This window comes from Pseudomonas sp. H3_A02 (assembly GCF_054671965.1).
In genome coordinates this window covers 2673805-2689836 of sequence record NZ_CP162807.1, presented here as the reverse complement: position 1 = coordinate 2689836, position 16032 = coordinate 2673805, and the positions used below count along the sequence as shown (strand labels likewise).

The window sequence follows — 16032 nt, the reverse complement described above, 5'->3', positions numbered from 1 at the left end:
TCGTTCAATCGTCCACGGCATCGAGGAATTCGTCTACCACCGGCATCTCGCCCATTCGTGTCGGGATGTTTAAGCCAAAGTGCAGATAAGCATGGCGGGTCACCACTCGTCCACGGGGGGTGCGCATGATGTAGCCCTGTTGGATCAGATACGGTTCCAGCACATCTTCAATGGTGTGACGCTCTTCGCTGATGGCCGCCGCCAGGCTGTCCACGCCCACCGGGCCACCGTCGAACTTCTCGATCATGGTCAGCAGCAGACGCCGGTCCTGGTGATCGAAACCACGCTCGTCGATGTCCAGCAGGTTCAACGCCAGGTCGGCAATCGGTTTGGTGATGTGGCCTTTGGCCCGAACTTCGGCAAAATCCCGGACCCGGCGCAGCAGACGGTTGGCGATCCGCGGCGTACCCCGGGCACGCCGGGCGATCTCATACGCACCGTCCGGGTCCAGCGGCAACCCGAGGATGCCCGCCGAGCGGCTGACAATCGTCGCCAGGTCGGCGTTGTTGTAGAACTCCAGGCGCTGGACGATACCGAAACGGTCCCGCAACGGGTTGGTCAGCATGCCGGCGCGGGTGGTGGCGCCCACCAGGGTGAACGGCGGCAGGTCGAGCTTGATGGAGCGCGCCGCCGGCCCTTCGCCAATCATGATGTCGAGCTGAAAATCTTCCATGGCTGGGTAAAGCACTTCCTCGACGATCGGCGACAAACGATGGATTTCGTCGATGAAGAGCACGTCATGGGGCTCAAGGTTGGTCAGCAGCGCCGCCAGGTCGCCCGGCCGTTCAAGCACCGGCCCCGACGTGCTTTTGATCGAAACACCCATTTCCTGGGCGATGATGTTGGCCAGGGTAGTCTTGCCCAGGCCCGGCGGGCCGAAGATCAAGGTGTGGTCCAGGGACTCGCTGCGCCCACGGGCCGCCTGGATGAACAGCTCCATCTGCTCGCGCACGGTCGGTTGGCCGATGTAGTCGGCCAGGCTGACAGGACGAATCGCGCGGTCCTGGATTTCCTCGCGGTCACGGGGCGCGCCCGTGGCAGCGATCAGACGGTCAGCTTCAATCACTTAAATCATTCCCTTCAGGGCACGGCGAATCATGTCTTCGGTGCTCAGGCCTTTTTCCTTGATGGCGGAAATCGCCTTGCTGGCCTCCTGCGGCTTGTAGCCCAGGGAGATCAGCGCAGTGACCGCATCGTTTTCGGCGCTGACCGCAGGCACCGGCGCGTCCGGCTGGTTCGGCACCAGGGCGAACATCGCCGGCACCGCCTCCCAGGCCTTGAAGCGGTCCTTGAGTTCGACCAGCAGGCGCTCGGCGGTTTTCTTGCCCACCCCCGGCACCTTGGTCAGGGCCGAGGTGTCCTGGGACTGCACGCAACGCACCAATTCGTCGACTTCCAGGCTCGACATCAAGGCCAGGGCCAGTTTCGGGCCGACGCCATTGAGACGGATCAACTCGCGGAAGAAATCCCGCTCGCGCTTGCCGACGAAACCATAGAGTAACTGCGCATCCTCGCGCACGACCAAATGGGTGTGCAGGGTCAGCGGCTCGCCGACCGACGGCAAGCGATACAGCGTGGTCATGGGCACTTCCAGCTCATAGCCCAGGCCATTTACATCCAGAATCAGGTGCGGCGGCTGTTTTTCAGCCAGGGTGCCGCGCAAGCGTCCAATCACGTTTCAGATCCTTGGGTGTTGGCCAGCCCGCGGGCTGGCGAATAACAGCCCGGGCATGAAGGCCGACGACACAGGCGCAACTTACTCGGGTTCATGAATGAAGCGCTGATGCTATCAGAGACGCAGGCGCCCGCCACGACTGCGTGCAGTCCCCAGACCATGAGGCAACAGGCTGGAACGGGTATGGGCATGGCAAATAGCGATGGCCAGGGCGTCGGAGGCGTCGATTTGCGGCTTGCTGACCAGTTTCAACAGGTGCATCACCATCATTTGCACCTGCTCCTTGTTCGCCGCCCCGGTGCCGACGACTGCCTGCTTGACCTGGGTCGCGGTGTACTCGGCGATCTCCAGGTTTTCCTCGGCGCCCGCCACAATGGCCGCGCCCCGGGCCTGCCCCAGCTTCAGGGCCGAATCGGCGTTGCGCGCCATGAAGACCCGTTCAATGCCCATGGTCACCGGGCCGTAGGTCTGGATGACTTCGCGCACGCCGCGATAAACGATCTGCAAGCGCTCATGCAGCTCACCGGCACCGGTGCGGATGCAACCAGAGGCGACGTACACACAGCCGCGCCCGGTATCGCGAACCACGCCGTAGCCGGTGATGCGCGAACCAGGGTCGATACCAAGGATTAAAGTCATAACGCCTGCGGTTTAAGGGGAGTTATTCAGACCCGTGGGAGCGAGCTTGCTCGCGATGGCGTCGGATCAGCAAGCAAAGCATTGACTGAAGTACCGCTATCGCGAGCAAGCTCGCTACCACATTTTGGTCATTCGCAATCGTCAATATTTGAACAAGCCTTCTCAGCCAAGCTGTTCAGCCACCGACTCCGGAATATCGGCGTTGGAATAAACGTTCTGCACGTCATCCAGGTCTTCCAGCATGTCGATCAGCTTGAGCACCTTCTCGGCGCCTTCCAGATCCAGTTCTGCGCTGGTGGTCGGCTGCATGACGATTTCCGCGTCGGCGGGCTTGAAACCGGCCGCCTCCAGGGCGTTGCGCACGGCATAGAAGCTGGCGAACGAGGTGAACACGTCGAACGACCCGTCTTCATGGCTGACCACGTCATCGGCGTCGGCCTCCAGGGCCGCTTCCGTCAGGGCATCTTCATCGAGGCCCGGGGCGAAGCTGATTTGCCCCTTGCGCTCGAACAGATAGGCCACCGAGCCGTCGGTGCCGAGGTTGCCACCGCATTTGCTGAACGCGTGACGCACGGCGGCAGCGGTACGGTTGCGGTTGTCGGTCATGCATTCGACCATCACCGCCACGCCGCCCGGGCCATAACCCTCGTAGGTCAGCTCTTCAACGTTGTCGGCCTCGGTCGCACCCGCGCCACGGGCGATGGCCCGGTCGATGATGTCGCGGCTCATGTTGGCACCCAAGGCCTTGTCCAGGGCCAGGCGCAAGCGCGGGTTGGAACCCGGATCGCCGCCGCCCTGGCGGGCCGCGACCGTCAGCTCACGGATCCACTTGGTGAAGATCTTGCCTCTCTTGGCATCCTGACGTTCTTTGCGGTGCTTGATGTTCGCCCACTTGGAATGACCTGCCATAACTCGCTCCGTTTCTCTTTGGAACATTGCCCGCCCCGCGCGTGCGCAGTGGCCGGCAATCAGAAATATCGACCCCAATGAAAAGGCGCATCCGAAGATGCGCCCTCTCAGGTGCCAGCCTTACTCAGCCTTTGGCTGTTCACGCAGACGGATGTGCAACTCGCGCAGCGCCTTGGCGTCCACTACGCCCGGCGCCTGGGTCATGACATCGGCCGCGCTCTGGGTTTTCGGGAACGCGATCACTTCACGGATCGACTGGGCGCCGGTCATCAGCATCACCAGGCGGTCCAGGCCGAAGGCCAGGCCACCGTGGGGCGGTGCACCGTACTTCAGCGCATCGAGCAGGAAGCCGAATTTCTCTTCCTGCTCCGCTTCGTTGATGCCCAGCAGACGGAACACCGCCTGTTGCATTTCCTTGCGATGGATACGGATCGAACCGCCACCCAGCTCGGTGCCGTTCAGGACCATGTCGTAGGCGCGCGACAGGGCGGTGGCCGGGTTGGCCTCCAATTCTTCAGGCGAGCACTTCGGCGCGGTGAACGGGTGGTGCAGCGCAGAGAAGCTGCCGTCGTCGTTTTCTTCGAACATCGGGAAGTCGACGACCCACATCGGCGCCCACTCGCAGGTCAGCAGCTTCAGGTCGTGGCCCAGCTTGATGCGCAGCGCGCCCAGGGCTTCGCTGACGATCTTGGCCTTGTCGGCGCCGAAGAACACGATGTCGCCGTCAACCGCACCCACGCGATCGAGGATCACGTTGAGATTGGCTTCAGGGATGTTTTTCACGATCGGCGATTGCAGGCCGTCGACACCGGCGGCGCGCTCGTTGACCTTGATGTACGCCAGGCCCTTGGCACCGTAGATGCCGACGAACTTGGTGTAGTCGTCGATCTGCTTGCGCGGCATGCTGGCGCCGCCTGGAACACGCAGGGCCGCGATACGGCATTTCGGATCGTTGGCCGGGCCGCTGAACACTTTGAAATCGACTTCCTTGAGCTGGTCGGCCACGTCAACCAGTTCCAACGGGTTACGCAGGTCCGGCTTGTCGGAACCGTAGCGGCGCATGGCCTCTTCGAAGGTCATGTGCGGGAACTCGCCGAATTCCAGGCCCAGCACTTCCTTGAACAGGTTGCGGATCATGCCTTCGGTCAGGCCCATGATGTCTTTTTCGTCGAGGAAACTGGTCTCGATGTCGATCTGAGTGAACTCAGGCTGACGGTCGGCACGCAGGTCTTCGTCGCGGAAGCACTTGGCGATCTGGTAGTAGCGATCGAACCCGGCCACCATCAGCAGTTGCTTGAACAGCTGTGGCGATTGCGGCAGGGCGAAGAAGCTGCCGGGGTGGGTACGGCTCGGCACCAGGTAGTCGCGGGCGCCTTCCGGCGTGGCGCGGGTCAGGATCGGCGTCTCGACGTCGAGGAAGCCGTTCTCGTCCAGGTAGCGACGGATGCTGGTGGTCATGCGCGAACGCAGGCGCAGCTTCTCGGCCATTTCCGGGCGACGCAGGTCGATGAAGCGGTAGCGCAGGCGGGTTTCCTCGCCCACGTCGGAGTATTCATTGAGTGGGAACGGCGGGGTTTCCGACTCGTTGAGCACTTCCAGCTCGTAGCCCAGCACTTCGATCATGCCCGACGCCATGTTGGCGTTGCCGGCGCCGGCCGGGCGCAGGCGCACCTTGCCGGTGATCTTGACGACGTATTCGCTGCGCACGCGGTCGGCGGTGGCGAAGGTTTCAGCGCGGTCCGGATCGAACACCACCTGGGCCAGGCCTTCACGATCACGGATGTCGAGGAAAATCACCCCGCCATGGTCACGGCGACGATGGACCCATCCGCAAAGAGTAACTTCCTGACCTTCCAGGCTTTCGTTCAGTTGGCCGCAATAATGGCTGCGCATCATGGTAGTGGTTTCACTTCTCGTAATTCGTCATTCGGTTGGAGGCCCTGCCCGTGCAAGAACTCGCGCGTATTCAACTCAATCAGCTTTGTCGCCACCGGCCAGGTTTTTCTTGGCGCCGGTCTTGAAGTCGGTTTCATACCAGCCCGTGCCGCCGAGGCGGAAACCAGGCATGGACAGCATCTTTTTCAGTTCCGGCGCCTGGCAGGCAGGGCAGTCGACCAGCGGTGCCGCGCTGATCTTTTGAATGGCTTCCATCTGATGACCACAGGAAGCACATTGATAGTCGTACATCGGCATGGGGTTGTCTCGGCGATCAGGTTACTCGCGCAAAGGCGGGGCTTTGCGGCAAAGAGCGGGATTATATCCATTAAATGCAGCCTGTGCAGCCGTAAGACCGCACAGTCATTGCCGACTATGTTGTTCATTCAAGGCTTGTGTGACTCATTGTGGCGAGGGAGCTTGCTCCCGCTTGAGTGCGAAGCGCTCACAAAGAGGGCTGCTACGCAGCCCAGCGGGAGCAAGCTCCCTCGCCACGGAATTTGCAGTCATTGATGGGCTAGACGCCACAATGATCCATCCCGGCGTCCTTCAAACTGTGCACCACGCAGACCACGCGCACCAACCCGCTGAAATTGCGCACCCCGCCATGGCGCAGGTGCACTTCCCTGTCCACATGGGACAGCAACGCGCTGATGGAGCAGCGGTTGAGCTCAGCCATGTCACCGAGGATCTCCCAATAGACCTGCTCCAGCCGCAAACAGGTGGCGAACCCGTTCAGACGAATGGAACGGGCCAGGGGCCGAGCCAGTTGCATATCGAACCCCCGGATGAACGGGTCGACGCTGATGGGCTGAAAACGCCCCCGCCCCCCTTCCCCGGGTTCTTTTCCTTGAATCATACCGTTGACACTCCTTTGCCATACGAGCCTCTGGGTTGGAACAACCCATCTGTGGCTCTATGGAAGCTCAACGGCATCGCCAGTTCCAGACGACTTTATGACCATGGACGTAGGACAAGCCAACAGCAGGCCGGCGACGAATTACGCCGTCCTACACGGCCCGTGCAGGCAATGCGCCCCACGCCACGTCATCACCTACTCGATTATTAGCCTTCGAGCAGCGCGCGCAGCATCCACGCGGTCTTTTCGTGAACCTGCATGCGCTGGGTCAGCAGGTCGGCCGTGGGCTCGTCGCTGACCTTGTCCAATAAAGGAAAGATGCCACGGGCCGTACGCGTCACCGCTTCCTGGCCCTCGACCAGTTGCCGGATCATGTCCTCGGCAGCAGGCACGCCTTCCTCTTCTTTAATAGAAGACAGGCGCGCATACACCGAGTAGGCACCCGGGGCCGGGAAGCCAAGGGCGCGGATTCGTTCGGCAATCAGGTCCACCGCCAGGGCCAGCTCGTTGTATTGCTCCTCGAACATCAGGTGCAGGGTCCGAAACATCGGCCCTGTGACATTCCAGTGGAAATTGTGGGTCTTGAGATACAGCACGTAGGTGTCCGACAGCAGGCGCGAGAGCCCGTCGACGATGGACTTGCGGTCTTCCTCACTGATACCGATATCAATTGCCATGGGGTTGATCTCCTGAGGTGATGAATTCGACAACGGCCCTACCCACTCTAGTGGTTCTGGCCGCCTGCGGCCTGCGACAGATCGCCAGCCCTCCAGAACCGACAAGCCAGGACAGCCGACGGTTCCGACGCCCAGGGAAATTCAACGCCGCTTGCCTGGCGCGTTCAAGCAGCCGCGGGGCTTTTCTGGCCGACGAACAGCGCGGTGCGCGCCCGTAACGGGTTTGAGAAGGCCCGAGCTTTGCTGTTAAATAGGCAGTGTGTCGCTACGCTTATTTTCCCGGGCGTAACGCATAGGCTGATTCGGATACGTGTCCAACGCCTCTCATTGTTTCGAAGCGAACCGTGCCCGACCCGCTCTTCCTTGTGATCTGTCTTAACCGTGAGCCAATCAAAATGTTGAAAATCGTCCACTTGCTAATGGGCGCAGCTGCCCTGCTGCTGTCCTTCATCCCTAGCCTGGGTTCCGAAGCCACACCTTACCTGCAACACCCCGATGCACTGTACCTGGCCTTTTTCGGCCTGCTCAACCTGACCCTTGCCCCCGTCATCCCTTACTGGAACAAAGGTCCACGTCATCAATTGCAAAACCTTGTCAGCGTCATGCTGGTGCTGGCCGTTGCCTTGCAAACCCTGGCCCTGCTGGCGCCCATGCCGGAAATCGGCGGTCAACCGGCCATTCTGTTCAGCCTCGGCGCGGCACTGCTCGCCGTGGCACTGCACCTGGCCGTCAGCTTCTACAAGAAGTCGTCGCCGGCCGCCGCTGCGCAGAACTACGACATGTCCAACCGCGATACCGGCACGGTGAAGTGGTTCAACACGTCCAAAGGGTTCGGCTTCATCTCCCGCGACTCCGGCGATGACATTTTCGTGCATTTCCGGGCCATTCGTGGCGAAGGCCATCGCGTCCTGGTGGAAGGCCAGCGCGTGGAATTCTCCGTGATGAACCGCGACAAGGGCCTGCAGGCCGAAGATGTGATCGCCGCGCTGCCGCGCCGCTGATCCAAGCGTAAAAAAACCGCGATGCAGCCTGGCTGCTCGCGGTTTTTTATTGCCCGGCAAACGGGAATCGGGGCACGTCAGTAGTGAGGGGGCGGCGCCTCTTCTTCAAATGTTTCGAATTGCCCGGCCATTTCTTCCTGGCGCTTGAGCAACGCCGCCATCTGCAGCTGCAAGCGCTCGACAACCCGCTGCTGCGCCACCAGCACATCATTCAATGCCTGGATGGTGTCATCCTGAAACGCCAGGCGGCTTTCCAGATCGGTTACGCGTTCTTCAAGGTTCATGGTTCAGCCCTCCAGAAACTTGAAATCATCGGCCAGGGCCACTCGCAACCGTTCGCGAATGGCCGCGACCTGCCCTGCATTATAAGGCTGGGCCGGGTGCTTTCCCCAGACCGGTGCCGGCCAGGCCGCATCATCACGCTTGCGCACGATGACATGCATGTGCAGTTGACTGACGACGTTACCCAAGGTTGCAACGTTCATCTTGTCGGCATCGAACGAATCTTTGAGGGTTTCGGCCAGCGCCGTGGTTTCTTTCCACAGCTGCAATTGATCAATGTCATCCAACTGAAACAATTCGCTGATATTTTCTCGCCGCGGCACGAGGATGAACCACGGGTAGTTGGCGTCGTTGGACAAGAGCAACCGGCACAACGGGAAATCGCCGATGGGCAATGTGTCTTGTTGCAGTCGTGGATCTAAGGCAAACACCGCGCGTACTCCTCGTTATCGATTCTGCCCGGCTCAGCAACCCGCAGGCCTGCGTCGGACACAGATGTGCAGCATACCCGCGAACGCCGGATCGATCACTGCGTAGCGCCCCGACACCGTGTTTCTTCAATTTTTTTCAACACACGGCATCAACCTGTGCCAGCTGACGCACCAACACGGCGCAAGCGGTACGGCAACGTCCTGAGAGGACCGTGCCAGGGCTCAAGCAAGAGCGCGAACGCTGTAAGATTTTCGTACAGCTTGAAAATTTTTTGCACCAAAACAGCACAGTGCGTCTACCCTCAGTGCACAGAGCATCCGCGATTTACTCACTGGTAGGGTGAACCGGTAACGTTTTTGGTTGTCTTGCCACGTTTTTCGATGTCCAACACGAGAGCCGCACACGAGTCAACCCTATTTAAAACAAGGCCTTTGGAGCCCGGTTTCATGAGGTTTCACCGCGTCAACCGCTGAAATGTGAAAAAAATGTAAACGAAATCCGGGTTTGAGCATGCTTGTTGCATTCATACCCGCACTGTCCAAAGGTCTCGCCGGAAGCGGGAACCTGCCGACATACAAAATTAAAGTGGCAAGGCTGCCCTCAGGAGCTTCAAACGCGGTAATGACGGACTCTTTACACCGATGCCGGAAAAAGAAAACAACATCAAAGTTGTGAATACGGTTGCGTCGGAGCAGCAGAAATACGACATGGATCGAGCCATTGGCGACAGGGTCGTAAAGAAGCTGAAAGGTTGAATGGGCAAGTATCGCCAAAGAATGTCGACGTGATATAAGTTTGCGCCGACACAAAAAGAAAGAGCCGCCCAGATAAAAAAACAGGTGGGACGGCAGTACTCTTCTAAAAACCAAAGGAGCAAATCACGATGCGCGTGATGAAGTGGAGCATGATCGCACTGGCTGTATCGGCCAGTACCTCGCAGTTCGCAATGGCCTCTTCCCAGGAAGAATCCAAGGGCTTTTTTGAAGATCAGAGCTTGAATGTTCTGACCCGTGCGCTGTACATGAACCGTGATTTCAAAAACAATCCAAGCTCTACACAAAGTTATCGTGAAGAGTCTGGTATTGCCGCACGTGCCATTTATGAGTCGGGCTTTACCCAAGGTACCGTTGGCGTAGGCGCTGATGCCTTTGCACTTGGCACCGTTCGCATTGACGGCGGCAGCGGTCGTGCCGGTAACGGTCTGTTCGCTCGTGACAGCGACGGCAACCTGGAAGACACTCAATCGCGAGCTGGTGGCGCGGTTAAATTCCGTCTGTCCGACACCGTCCTGAAATACGGTAATCAGTTCGTTGCCAGCCCGGTTTTCTCCACTGACGACAGCCGCCTGCTGCCAGAAGTTGCCACCGGTACCTTGATCACCAGCAAGGAAATCAAGGGTCTGGAGTTGAGCGCCGGTCGCTTCACCTCCCTGAGCTCGCAGACTGGCATGGGGCGTGACAGCCTCGGCCTGACCTCTGCTGACATTGTTGGCGCAACCTACCAGTTCACCGACAATTTCGTAGCTGGCGTAGCGGCTTCCGACGTTGAAGATCACTACAAAAAGAAATACATCAACCTGAACTACACCCTGCCGATCAACGAAGATCAGTCCCTGAACTTCGACTTCAACGGTTATGACAGCCAAGATCAGGGCCAGAAACTCAGCGGCGACGTTGACAACCGCATCTGGTCCCTCGCCGCGGCCTATGCCATCGGTGCCCACAAGTTCACCCTGGCTCACCAGCGCTCCACCGGTGATACCGGCTATGTGTACGGCGCTGACGGCAACGGCACTATCTTCCTCGCCAACTCCATTCAGTACTCCGACTTCAACGGTCAGGACGAGCGCTCCTGGCAGGCTCGCTACGACCTGAACATGAAGACCTACGGCGTTCCTGGCCTGAGCTTCATGACTCGTTACGTTACCGGTGACAATATCGAGACTGGCGGCGCAGAAGGCAAAGAACACGAGTGGGACTTCGAAACCAAGTATGTTCTGCAAAGCGGTCCAGCCAAGGACCTGTCTTTCCGTGTGCGTAGCGCGTTCTACCGTGCCAACACTGCCTATAACGGCATCAACGGCAACGACAACAATGACTTCCGCGTAATCGTCGAATACCCACTGAGCATCTTGTAATTCAGTGCTAGTTCGATAGCGACACCCGCAACAAACAAAAACCGCTCACCTGGATCAGGTGAGCGGTTTTTTTATGCCCATTGCAATATCAGCTTTAACACAACTTATTAAATAGCAAGCTAGCTAAATATAACCTGACTTCAGTGCCAAGTTATATTCAAGTCGTTATTGCACCGGCCCTTCCTGAACAACCCGAATCACTCGCTGTGGAAACGGAATATCAATGCCCGCGTCCTTCAAACGATCCCGCGCCAGTTCATTGAGCATGAACATCACACTCCAATAATCCGCGGTCTTGACCCAAATACGCAGCGACACTGTGATGGAACTGTCGCCCAAGGTGGAAATCACCGCTTCAGGCGCCGGATCCGCCAGCACGCGTTCGTCCTTGGCCAGCTCCAGCAACACTTCCCGGGCCTTTTGCAGATCGGCTTGGTAATCCACGCCGACATCGAACACGACTTTGCGGGTCGGCTGGCGGTTGGTGTTGGTGATGATCCCGTTCGACAGATTGCCGTTGGGCACGATGACGGTCTTGTTGTCACCGGTGCGCAACACCGTGTGGAAGATCTGGATGCTGTCGACCGTACCGGCCACACCCTGGGCTTCGATCCAGTCACCAATGCGGAACGGACGGAACAGCAGGATCAGCACGCCACCGGCGAAGTTCGCCAGGCTGCCTTGCAAGGCCAGGCCAATCGCCAGGCCGGCAGCACCGATGGCGGCGACGAAGGAAGTGGTTTCCACACCGATCATCGAAGCGACGCTGACGATCAGCAATATCTTCAGAATGATGTTGGCCAGGGTACTGATAAACCCTTGCAGGGCCAGGTCGGCATTACGCAAGGCCAGCAAAGCACCCAGCTTGCGCGTCACTTTGTTGATCAACCACCAGCCGACGGCCAGGGTGATAACGGCCAGCAGCACGCGGCTGCCGTATTCCATGATCATGGGGACCCAGGTCTGGGAAACCTTGACCAGGTTGTCCACTTCAGCGTTCAAATCCATCGTTCTCTCCTATTCCTGTTGCACGCGGCATCTTGTGGCGAGGGAGCTTGCTCCCGCTGGGCTGCGTAGCGGCCCTTTGATGGGGGCTGCGCCCCCAAGCGGGAGCAAGCTCCCTCGCCACAGTGTTTCCCTATAACTGAAGGGATCAGTCGCGGAAGTTATTGAACTGCAGGGGCATGCCGAATTCCTTGCCGCGCAACGCCGCAATGGCTTCCTGCAAGTCGTCACGTTTCTTGCCGGTGACCCGCACCTGCTCGCCCTGGATGGCGGCTTGTACCTTGAGCTTGGCGTCCTTGATATGGGCGACGATCTTCTTCGCCAGCTCCTTGTCGATGCCTTCCTTGAGCACGGCTTCCTGTTTCATCAGCTTGCCCGAGGCATAGGCGTCCTTGACCTCAAGGCACTGCACGTCGATCTTGCGCTTGACCAGCGCCAGCTTGAGGATCTCGATCATCGCCTCGAGCTGGAAGTCGGCCTCGGCGGTCAGGTTCACGGTCAGGTCTTTTTCCTTGAACTCGAAACTGCCCTTGCCCTTGAGGTCATAACGACGGTCGAGTTCCTTGACGGCGTTTTCAACCGCGTTGGTGACTTCGTGCTTGTCCAGTTCGGATACCACGTCGAATGACGGCATGTAGTGTTCTCCAAATAAAAAGGCGCGCCAGTATCAACGGCGCGCGCTTGGCTTGTGGTTAAAATCGGGCTCATTATAACGGCTCTTTTCCTGCCGACACTGCGAGCCCTCCGATGCCTGCGCCAATCCGAGTAAAAAACTGATGTCGACCACCTGGCATGTCCTCGGGGCCGGCAGTCTCGGCACGTTGTGGGCCACGCGCCTGGCCCGGGCCGGGTTGCCGGTGCGGCTGGTGCTGCGCAACGAAGCGCGTTTGCAGGCCTACCGCAGCGTTGGTGGCCTGACACTGGTGGAACAGGGCCAGGTGCAGTGTTACCCGGTGCCGGGCGAAACGGCGGACAGCTCGGAACCGATCAAGCGCCTGCTGCTGGCCTGCAAGGCCTACGATGCGGAAGCGGCAGTGGCGTCGGTGGCCCATCGCCTGGACGCGGAGTCGGAACTGATCCTGTTGCAGAACGGCCTCGGCAGCCAGGACGCTGTGGCCAATTGTGTGCCCCAGGCCCGTTGCATCAGCGCCTCCAGCACCGAAGGCGCGTTCCGCGACGGTGACTGGCGCGTGGTATTCGCCGGCCATGGCTACACCTGGTTGGGCGACCCGGCTCACCCGGTAGCGCCGTTCTGGCTGGACGACCTGGCCGCCGCCGGCATTCCCCACGAATGGAGCGCCGACATCCTCACCCGCCTCTGGCGCAAGCTGGCGCTCAATTGCGCAATCAATCCGTTGACGGTGCTGCATCACTGCAAGAACGGCGGCCTGCTGGAACACCACTGCGAAGTGGCGACCCTGTGCGCGGAACTCACGGATTTGCTCGAACGGTGCGGCCAGCCCGCGGCGGCCGAGGATTTGCAGCCGGAAGTCGAACGGGTGATCCAGGCCACGGCCGCCAATTACTCCTCGATGTACCAGGACGTCGCCAATCAGCGTCGCACCGAAATCAGCTACTTGCTCGATTACGCCTGCAAGGTCGCCCAGCGCCATGAGCTGAGCGTGCCGCACCTGGAACAACTGCGCCAGCGACTGATTGCCCACTTGGACAACCTCGGATTGCCCAGCGACTGAGCAGCGGCTACGCTGGCCCTCGTGTTCCTTTCTTAACGACGAGTCTGATGCCATTGCGCCAGCGCCTTGAAAACCTCCCGGTCGGCCAAAAACTGCTGGCCGCCCTGTTGGTGTTGTTGACCACTGTCCTGTTGGTGGCCAACCTGACCTTTATCAGCGCCGCCTATTACATTTCCCAGGAAAGCATGGCGCCCCAGGCCCTGCAGACCATCGGCCGGCTGGTGGCCAACCCAAGCCTGATTTCCGATGCCCTGCAATCGCCACAAAGCGCCAAACGCCTGCTCGATGAGCTCAACAGCTATGCACCGCTACGGGCAGCCGCGCTGTACGACGGCAAGGGCGAACGCCTGGCGCAACTGCAACATGCCGAAAAACTCAAGCTGCCGGACCATTACCGCAATATGCAGGCTTGGCAAGCCAGTGAATTCCGCAGCAACCAGGTCATCACCCTGCCCCGCCCCGGCACGGAGCCAGGTCACCTGCTACTGGTGGCCAGCAGCGAACTGCCAACGGCGTTCTACACCGGCACGCTGACCGCCAGCCTCGGCATCCTGATTTTCAGCGTGCTGCTGTGGCTGATCATCGCCCAGCAGATCAAACGCCTGATCACCCAGCCGATTCATCAACTCGAAGAGCTGTCCCGCCAGGTCACCCGCGAAGAGAACTATGCCCTGCGCGCCGCACGGGGCAACCACGATGAGATCGGCAGCCTGGCCGAGGCGTTCAATACCATGCTCTCGCGCATCGAAGCCCGGGAGCAGCAACTCAAGCGCGCGCGGGACGACTCCCAGGCCGCCTATGACCAGGCCCAAGGCCTGGCGGAAGAAACCCGCCATACCAATCGCAAGCTGGAGCTGGAAGTCCAGGTGCGCAGCAAGATCGAGAAAAAACTCACCGGTTTCCAGAATTACCTCAACAGCATCATCGACTCCATGCCGTCGGCGCTGATCGCCCTCGACGAACAACTCTACGTCACCCAATGGAACCAGGAAGCCAGCGCCCTCTCCGGCACGCGGCTGGACGAAGCCCTGAACCAACCGATCTTCCTCGCTTTCGAACCGCTCAAGCCGTACCTGCCCCAGCTCAAGCAGACCGTCGAGCAACATACGGTGGCCAAGATCGAACGCGTCACCTGGACCAAGGACGACGAAGCCCGGCATTACGCCCTGACGTTCTATCCACTGATGGGCGGCGCCGGGCGGGGCGTGGTGATCCGCATCGACGACATCACCCAGCGCCTGTCGCTGGAGGAAATGATGGTGCAATCGGAAAAAATGCTCTCGGTCGGCGGCCTCGCGGCAGGCATGGCCCATGAGATCAACAACCCGCTTGGGGCGATCCTGCACAACGTGCAGAACATCCGCCGACGCCTGTCACCGGAACTGCCGAAGAACCTCGAACAGGCCGAGCAATTGGGTATCGAGTTACAGGAGGTCAATCGTTACCTCCAGGGCCGGGAAATCCCGCAGTTGCTCGACGGCATCCAGCAAGCCGGTGCCCGGGCGGCGAAAATCGTCACCCACATGCTCAGTTTCAGCCGGCGCAGCACCCGGCAGATGGCGCCGTGCGACCTGCCAGCGCTGATCGACCAGGCGGTGGAAATCGCCGGGAACGACTTCGACCTGGCGATCGGGTTCGACTTCAAGGGCCAGGCGATCATCCGTCAGTTCGACCCGAACCTGGGCCCGGTACCGGGCACTGCCAACGAACTGGAACAGGTGCTGCTCAACCTGCTGAAAAATGCCGCCCAGGCGATCCACCAACGCCAGGACGACAGCGAACCCGGGCGCATCATCCTGCGCACGCGATTGAATCCGCCGTGGGCGGAAATCCAGGTCGAGGACAACGGCATCGGCATGAGCGAGAACGTGCGCAAGCGCACCTTCGAGCCCTTCTTCACCACCAAGGAGATCGGCCAGGGCACCGGCCTTGGGCTGTCGGTCTCGTATTTCATCATCACCAACAACCACAAGGGCCAGATGGAAGTGCAGTCGGCGCCGGGCCAAGGCACCTGCTTCACCTTGCGCCTGCCGCTGGCGGGCACGTCGATGGTGCCGCAGGAAAACACACAACTGGAGCGCTGAGCATGGGCTTTCGCCTGTCGAAGATTTACACCCGCACCGGCGACAAAGGTGAAACCGGGTTGGGCGATGGTCGCCGCGTGGCAAAGGATCACCCACGGGTCGAGGCCATCGGCGAAGTGGACACGCTGAACAGCCAGTTGGGCTTGTTGTTGGCCGGTCTTGCCGCTGAAATAGGTCAATACCCGGCACTGAAGGAGGTCATCGACGTGCTGACGCCCTGTCAGCATCGGTTGTTCGACCTCGGCGGTGAACTGGCGATGCCGGCCTATCAGGCGCTGAACATGGCGGAAGTCGAGCGCCTGGAAGCGGCGATTGATGTGTGGAACGAGGAACTGGGACCGCTGGAAAACTTCATCCTGCCCGGTGGCTCGACGCTGATCGCCCAAGCCCACGTCTGCCGCAGCCTGGCCCGCAGCGCCGAGCGTCGTTGCCAGCAATTGAACGCGGTGGAGCCGTTGGCCGGGCCGGGGCTGGCCTATATCAATCGGTTGTCGGACTTGTTGTTCGTCGCGGCGCGGGTCATTGCCCGGCGGCAAGGCGTGGCAGAAGTGCTGTGGGAGGCGGCGGCCAAGCCTGGAATTTGAGTGGTTTTTGAGGCCGCCATCGCGAGCAAGCTCGCTCCCACAGGGGTTCTGTGAACACCGCAGATCCAGTGTGGGAGCGAGCTTGCTCGCGATAGCGTCAGTTGCTGCACCACATTCTC

17 protein-coding genes are annotated in these 16032 nt (G+C 60.0%); 5 read left to right on the top strand and 12 right to left on the bottom strand.

Annotated elements, in window-relative coordinates:
• Positions 1-4: 4 nt before the first annotated feature.
• The 8 genes from ruvB to AB4N80_RS11775 all read right to left on the bottom strand — a co-directional run bounded on the left by ruvB (position 5) and on the right by AB4N80_RS11775 (position 6694).
• Positions 5-1066 (bottom strand): Holliday junction branch migration DNA helicase RuvB, encoded by a 1062-nt coding sequence (gene ruvB / locus AB4N80_RS11810; RefSeq protein WP_003178599.1) that lies wholly within the window; start codon positions 1064-1066, stop codon positions 5-7.
• Positions 1067-1675, bottom strand: coding sequence for a Holliday junction branch migration protein RuvA (gene ruvA / locus AB4N80_RS11805; protein ID WP_053124616.1), 609 nt, complete (start codon positions 1673-1675; stop codon positions 1067-1069). It lies immediately after the preceding gene.
• Between the two features lie 114 nt (positions 1676-1789).
• Positions 1790-2314: a crossover junction endodeoxyribonuclease RuvC gene (gene ruvC, locus AB4N80_RS11800; protein ID WP_014339919.1), complete on the bottom strand. Its 525-nt coding sequence runs from the start codon at positions 2312-2314 to the stop codon at positions 1790-1792.
• A gap of 162 nt (positions 2315-2476) precedes the next feature.
• Positions 2477-3223, bottom strand: coding sequence for a YebC/PmpR family DNA-binding transcriptional regulator (locus tag AB4N80_RS11795; protein WP_018614256.1), 747 nt, complete (start codon positions 3221-3223; stop codon positions 2477-2479).
• Positions 3224-3343: 120 nt separating this feature from the next.
• Positions 3344-5119: an aspartate--tRNA ligase gene (aspS, locus tag AB4N80_RS11790; protein ID WP_122569386.1), complete on the bottom strand. Its 1776-nt coding sequence runs from the start codon at positions 5117-5119 to the stop codon at positions 3344-3346.
• Between the two features lie 75 nt (positions 5120-5194).
• Positions 5195-5416: an FmdB family zinc ribbon protein gene (locus AB4N80_RS11785; RefSeq protein ID WP_003178589.1), complete on the bottom strand. Its 222-nt coding sequence runs from the start codon at positions 5414-5416 to the stop codon at positions 5195-5197.
• Positions 5417-5675: 259 nt separating this feature from the next.
• Positions 5676-6017 carry a ribbon-helix-helix domain-containing protein gene (locus tag AB4N80_RS11780; RefSeq protein WP_122569387.1) on the bottom strand — a complete coding sequence of 114 codons (342 nt, stop codon included), beginning with the start codon at positions 6015-6017 and terminating at the stop codon, positions 5676-5678.
• A 206-nt stretch (positions 6018-6223) separates the two neighbouring features.
• A complete protein-coding gene (locus AB4N80_RS11775) occupies positions 6224-6694 on the bottom strand; it encodes a Dps family protein (protein ID WP_122569388.1) in 471 nt (156 codons plus the stop codon).
• Positions 6695-7089: 395 nt separating this feature from the next.
• Here AB4N80_RS11775 and AB4N80_RS11770 point away from each other — a divergent pair, with 395 nt between their 5' ends.
• A complete protein-coding gene (locus tag AB4N80_RS11770; protein ID WP_122569389.1) occupies positions 7090-7695 on the top strand; it encodes a cold-shock protein in 606 nt (201 codons plus the stop codon).
• A 77-nt stretch (positions 7696-7772) separates the two neighbouring features.
• On the opposite strand, the gene AB4N80_RS11765 is transcribed toward AB4N80_RS11770, so the two are convergent.
• Together AB4N80_RS11765 and AB4N80_RS11760 are read right to left on the bottom strand one after the other, a co-directional pair.
• Entirely contained in the window at positions 7773-7979 is a 207-nt protein-coding gene (locus tag AB4N80_RS11765) for a SlyX family protein (RefSeq protein WP_025215235.1), read from the bottom strand.
• A 3-nt stretch (positions 7980-7982) separates the two neighbouring features.
• The gene (locus AB4N80_RS11760; protein ID WP_186706359.1) at positions 7983-8408 is read right to left on the bottom strand and encodes an HIT domain-containing protein; all 426 of its coding nucleotides are present in this window, start codon (positions 8406-8408) and stop codon (positions 7983-7985) included.
• Between the two features lie 884 nt (positions 8409-9292).
• On the opposite strand from AB4N80_RS11760, the gene AB4N80_RS11755 reads away from it, so the two are divergent.
• The gene (locus AB4N80_RS11755; RefSeq protein WP_460082105.1) at positions 9293-10546 is read left to right on the top strand and encodes an OprD family porin; all 1254 of its coding nucleotides are present in this window, start codon (positions 9293-9295) and stop codon (positions 10544-10546) included.
• Between the two features lie 165 nt (positions 10547-10711).
• Here AB4N80_RS11755 and AB4N80_RS11750 read toward each other — a convergent pair whose 3' ends face one another.
• A complete protein-coding gene (locus AB4N80_RS11750) occupies positions 10712-11554 on the bottom strand; it encodes a mechanosensitive ion channel family protein (RefSeq protein ID WP_305491011.1) in 843 nt (280 codons plus the stop codon).
• A 145-nt stretch (positions 11555-11699) separates the two neighbouring features.
• Complete coding sequence (locus AB4N80_RS11745; protein WP_003205057.1) at positions 11700-12185, bottom strand: YajQ family cyclic di-GMP-binding protein; 486 nt, start codon at positions 12183-12185, stop codon at positions 11700-11702.
• Positions 12186-12327: 142 nt separating this feature from the next.
• On the opposite strand from AB4N80_RS11745, the gene AB4N80_RS11740 reads away from it, so the two are divergent.
• From AB4N80_RS11740 to AB4N80_RS11730, 3 genes are read left to right on the top strand one after another with little or no spacing between them, the layout of a single operon-like run.
• Positions 12328-13245, top strand: coding sequence for a putative 2-dehydropantoate 2-reductase (locus AB4N80_RS11740; protein ID WP_460082101.1), 918 nt, complete (start codon positions 12328-12330; stop codon positions 13243-13245).
• Between the two features lie 47 nt (positions 13246-13292).
• Positions 13293-15329, top strand: coding sequence for an ATP-binding protein (locus AB4N80_RS11735; RefSeq protein WP_354336340.1), 2037 nt, complete (start codon positions 13293-13295; stop codon positions 15327-15329).
• Positions 15330-15331: 2 nt separating this feature from the next.
• Positions 15332-15913, top strand: a complete 582-nt coding sequence (locus AB4N80_RS11730; RefSeq protein WP_122569395.1) for a cob(I)yrinic acid a,c-diamide adenosyltransferase — start codon at positions 15332-15334, stop codon at positions 15911-15913.
• Positions 15914-16032 lie beyond the last annotated feature (119 nt).

What these genes read in the sequence shown, in the direction of transcription:
- aspS (WP_122569386.1), bottom strand. Translation starts at nt 5,119, where the DNA reads ATGATGCGCAGCCATTATTGCGGCCAACTGAACGAAAGCCTGGAAGGT.
- AB4N80_RS11775 (WP_122569388.1), bottom strand. Translation starts at nt 6,694, where the DNA reads ATGGCAATTGATATCGGTATCAGTGAGGAAGACCGCAAGTCCATCGTC.
- AB4N80_RS11765 (WP_025215235.1), bottom strand. Translation starts at nt 7,979, where the DNA reads ATGAACCTTGAAGAACGCGTAACCGATCTGGAAAGCCGCCTGGCGTTT.
- AB4N80_RS11795 (WP_018614256.1), bottom strand. Translation starts at nt 3,223, where the DNA reads ATGGCAGGTCATTCCAAGTGGGCGAACATCAAGCACCGCAAAGAACGT.
- AB4N80_RS11750 (WP_305491011.1), bottom strand. Translation starts at nt 11,554, where the DNA reads ATGGATTTGAACGCTGAAGTGGACAACCTGGTCAAGGTTTCCCAGACC.
- ruvC (WP_014339919.1), bottom strand. Translation starts at nt 2,314, where the DNA reads ATGACTTTAATCCTTGGTATCGACCCTGGTTCGCGCATCACCGGCTAC.
- AB4N80_RS11780 (WP_122569387.1), bottom strand. Translation starts at nt 6,017, where the DNA reads ATGATTCAAGGAAAAGAACCCGGGGAAGGGGGGCGGGGGCGTTTTCAG.
- AB4N80_RS11770 (WP_122569389.1), top strand. Translation starts at nt 7,090, where the DNA reads ATGTTGAAAATCGTCCACTTGCTAATGGGCGCAGCTGCCCTGCTGCTG.
- AB4N80_RS11735 (WP_354336340.1), top strand. Translation starts at nt 13,293, where the DNA reads ATGCCATTGCGCCAGCGCCTTGAAAACCTCCCGGTCGGCCAAAAACTG.
- AB4N80_RS11745 (WP_003205057.1), bottom strand. Translation starts at nt 12,185, where the DNA reads ATGCCGTCATTCGACGTGGTATCCGAACTGGACAAGCACGAAGTCACC.
- AB4N80_RS11785 (WP_003178589.1), bottom strand. Translation starts at nt 5,416, where the DNA reads ATGCCGATGTACGACTATCAATGTGCTTCCTGTGGTCATCAGATGGAA.
- AB4N80_RS11755 (WP_460082105.1), top strand. Translation starts at nt 9,293, where the DNA reads ATGCGCGTGATGAAGTGGAGCATGATCGCACTGGCTGTATCGGCCAGT.
- AB4N80_RS11730 (WP_122569395.1), top strand. Translation starts at nt 15,332, where the DNA reads ATGGGCTTTCGCCTGTCGAAGATTTACACCCGCACCGGCGACAAAGGT.
- AB4N80_RS11740 (WP_460082101.1), top strand. Translation starts at nt 12,328, where the DNA reads ATGTCGACCACCTGGCATGTCCTCGGGGCCGGCAGTCTCGGCACGTTG.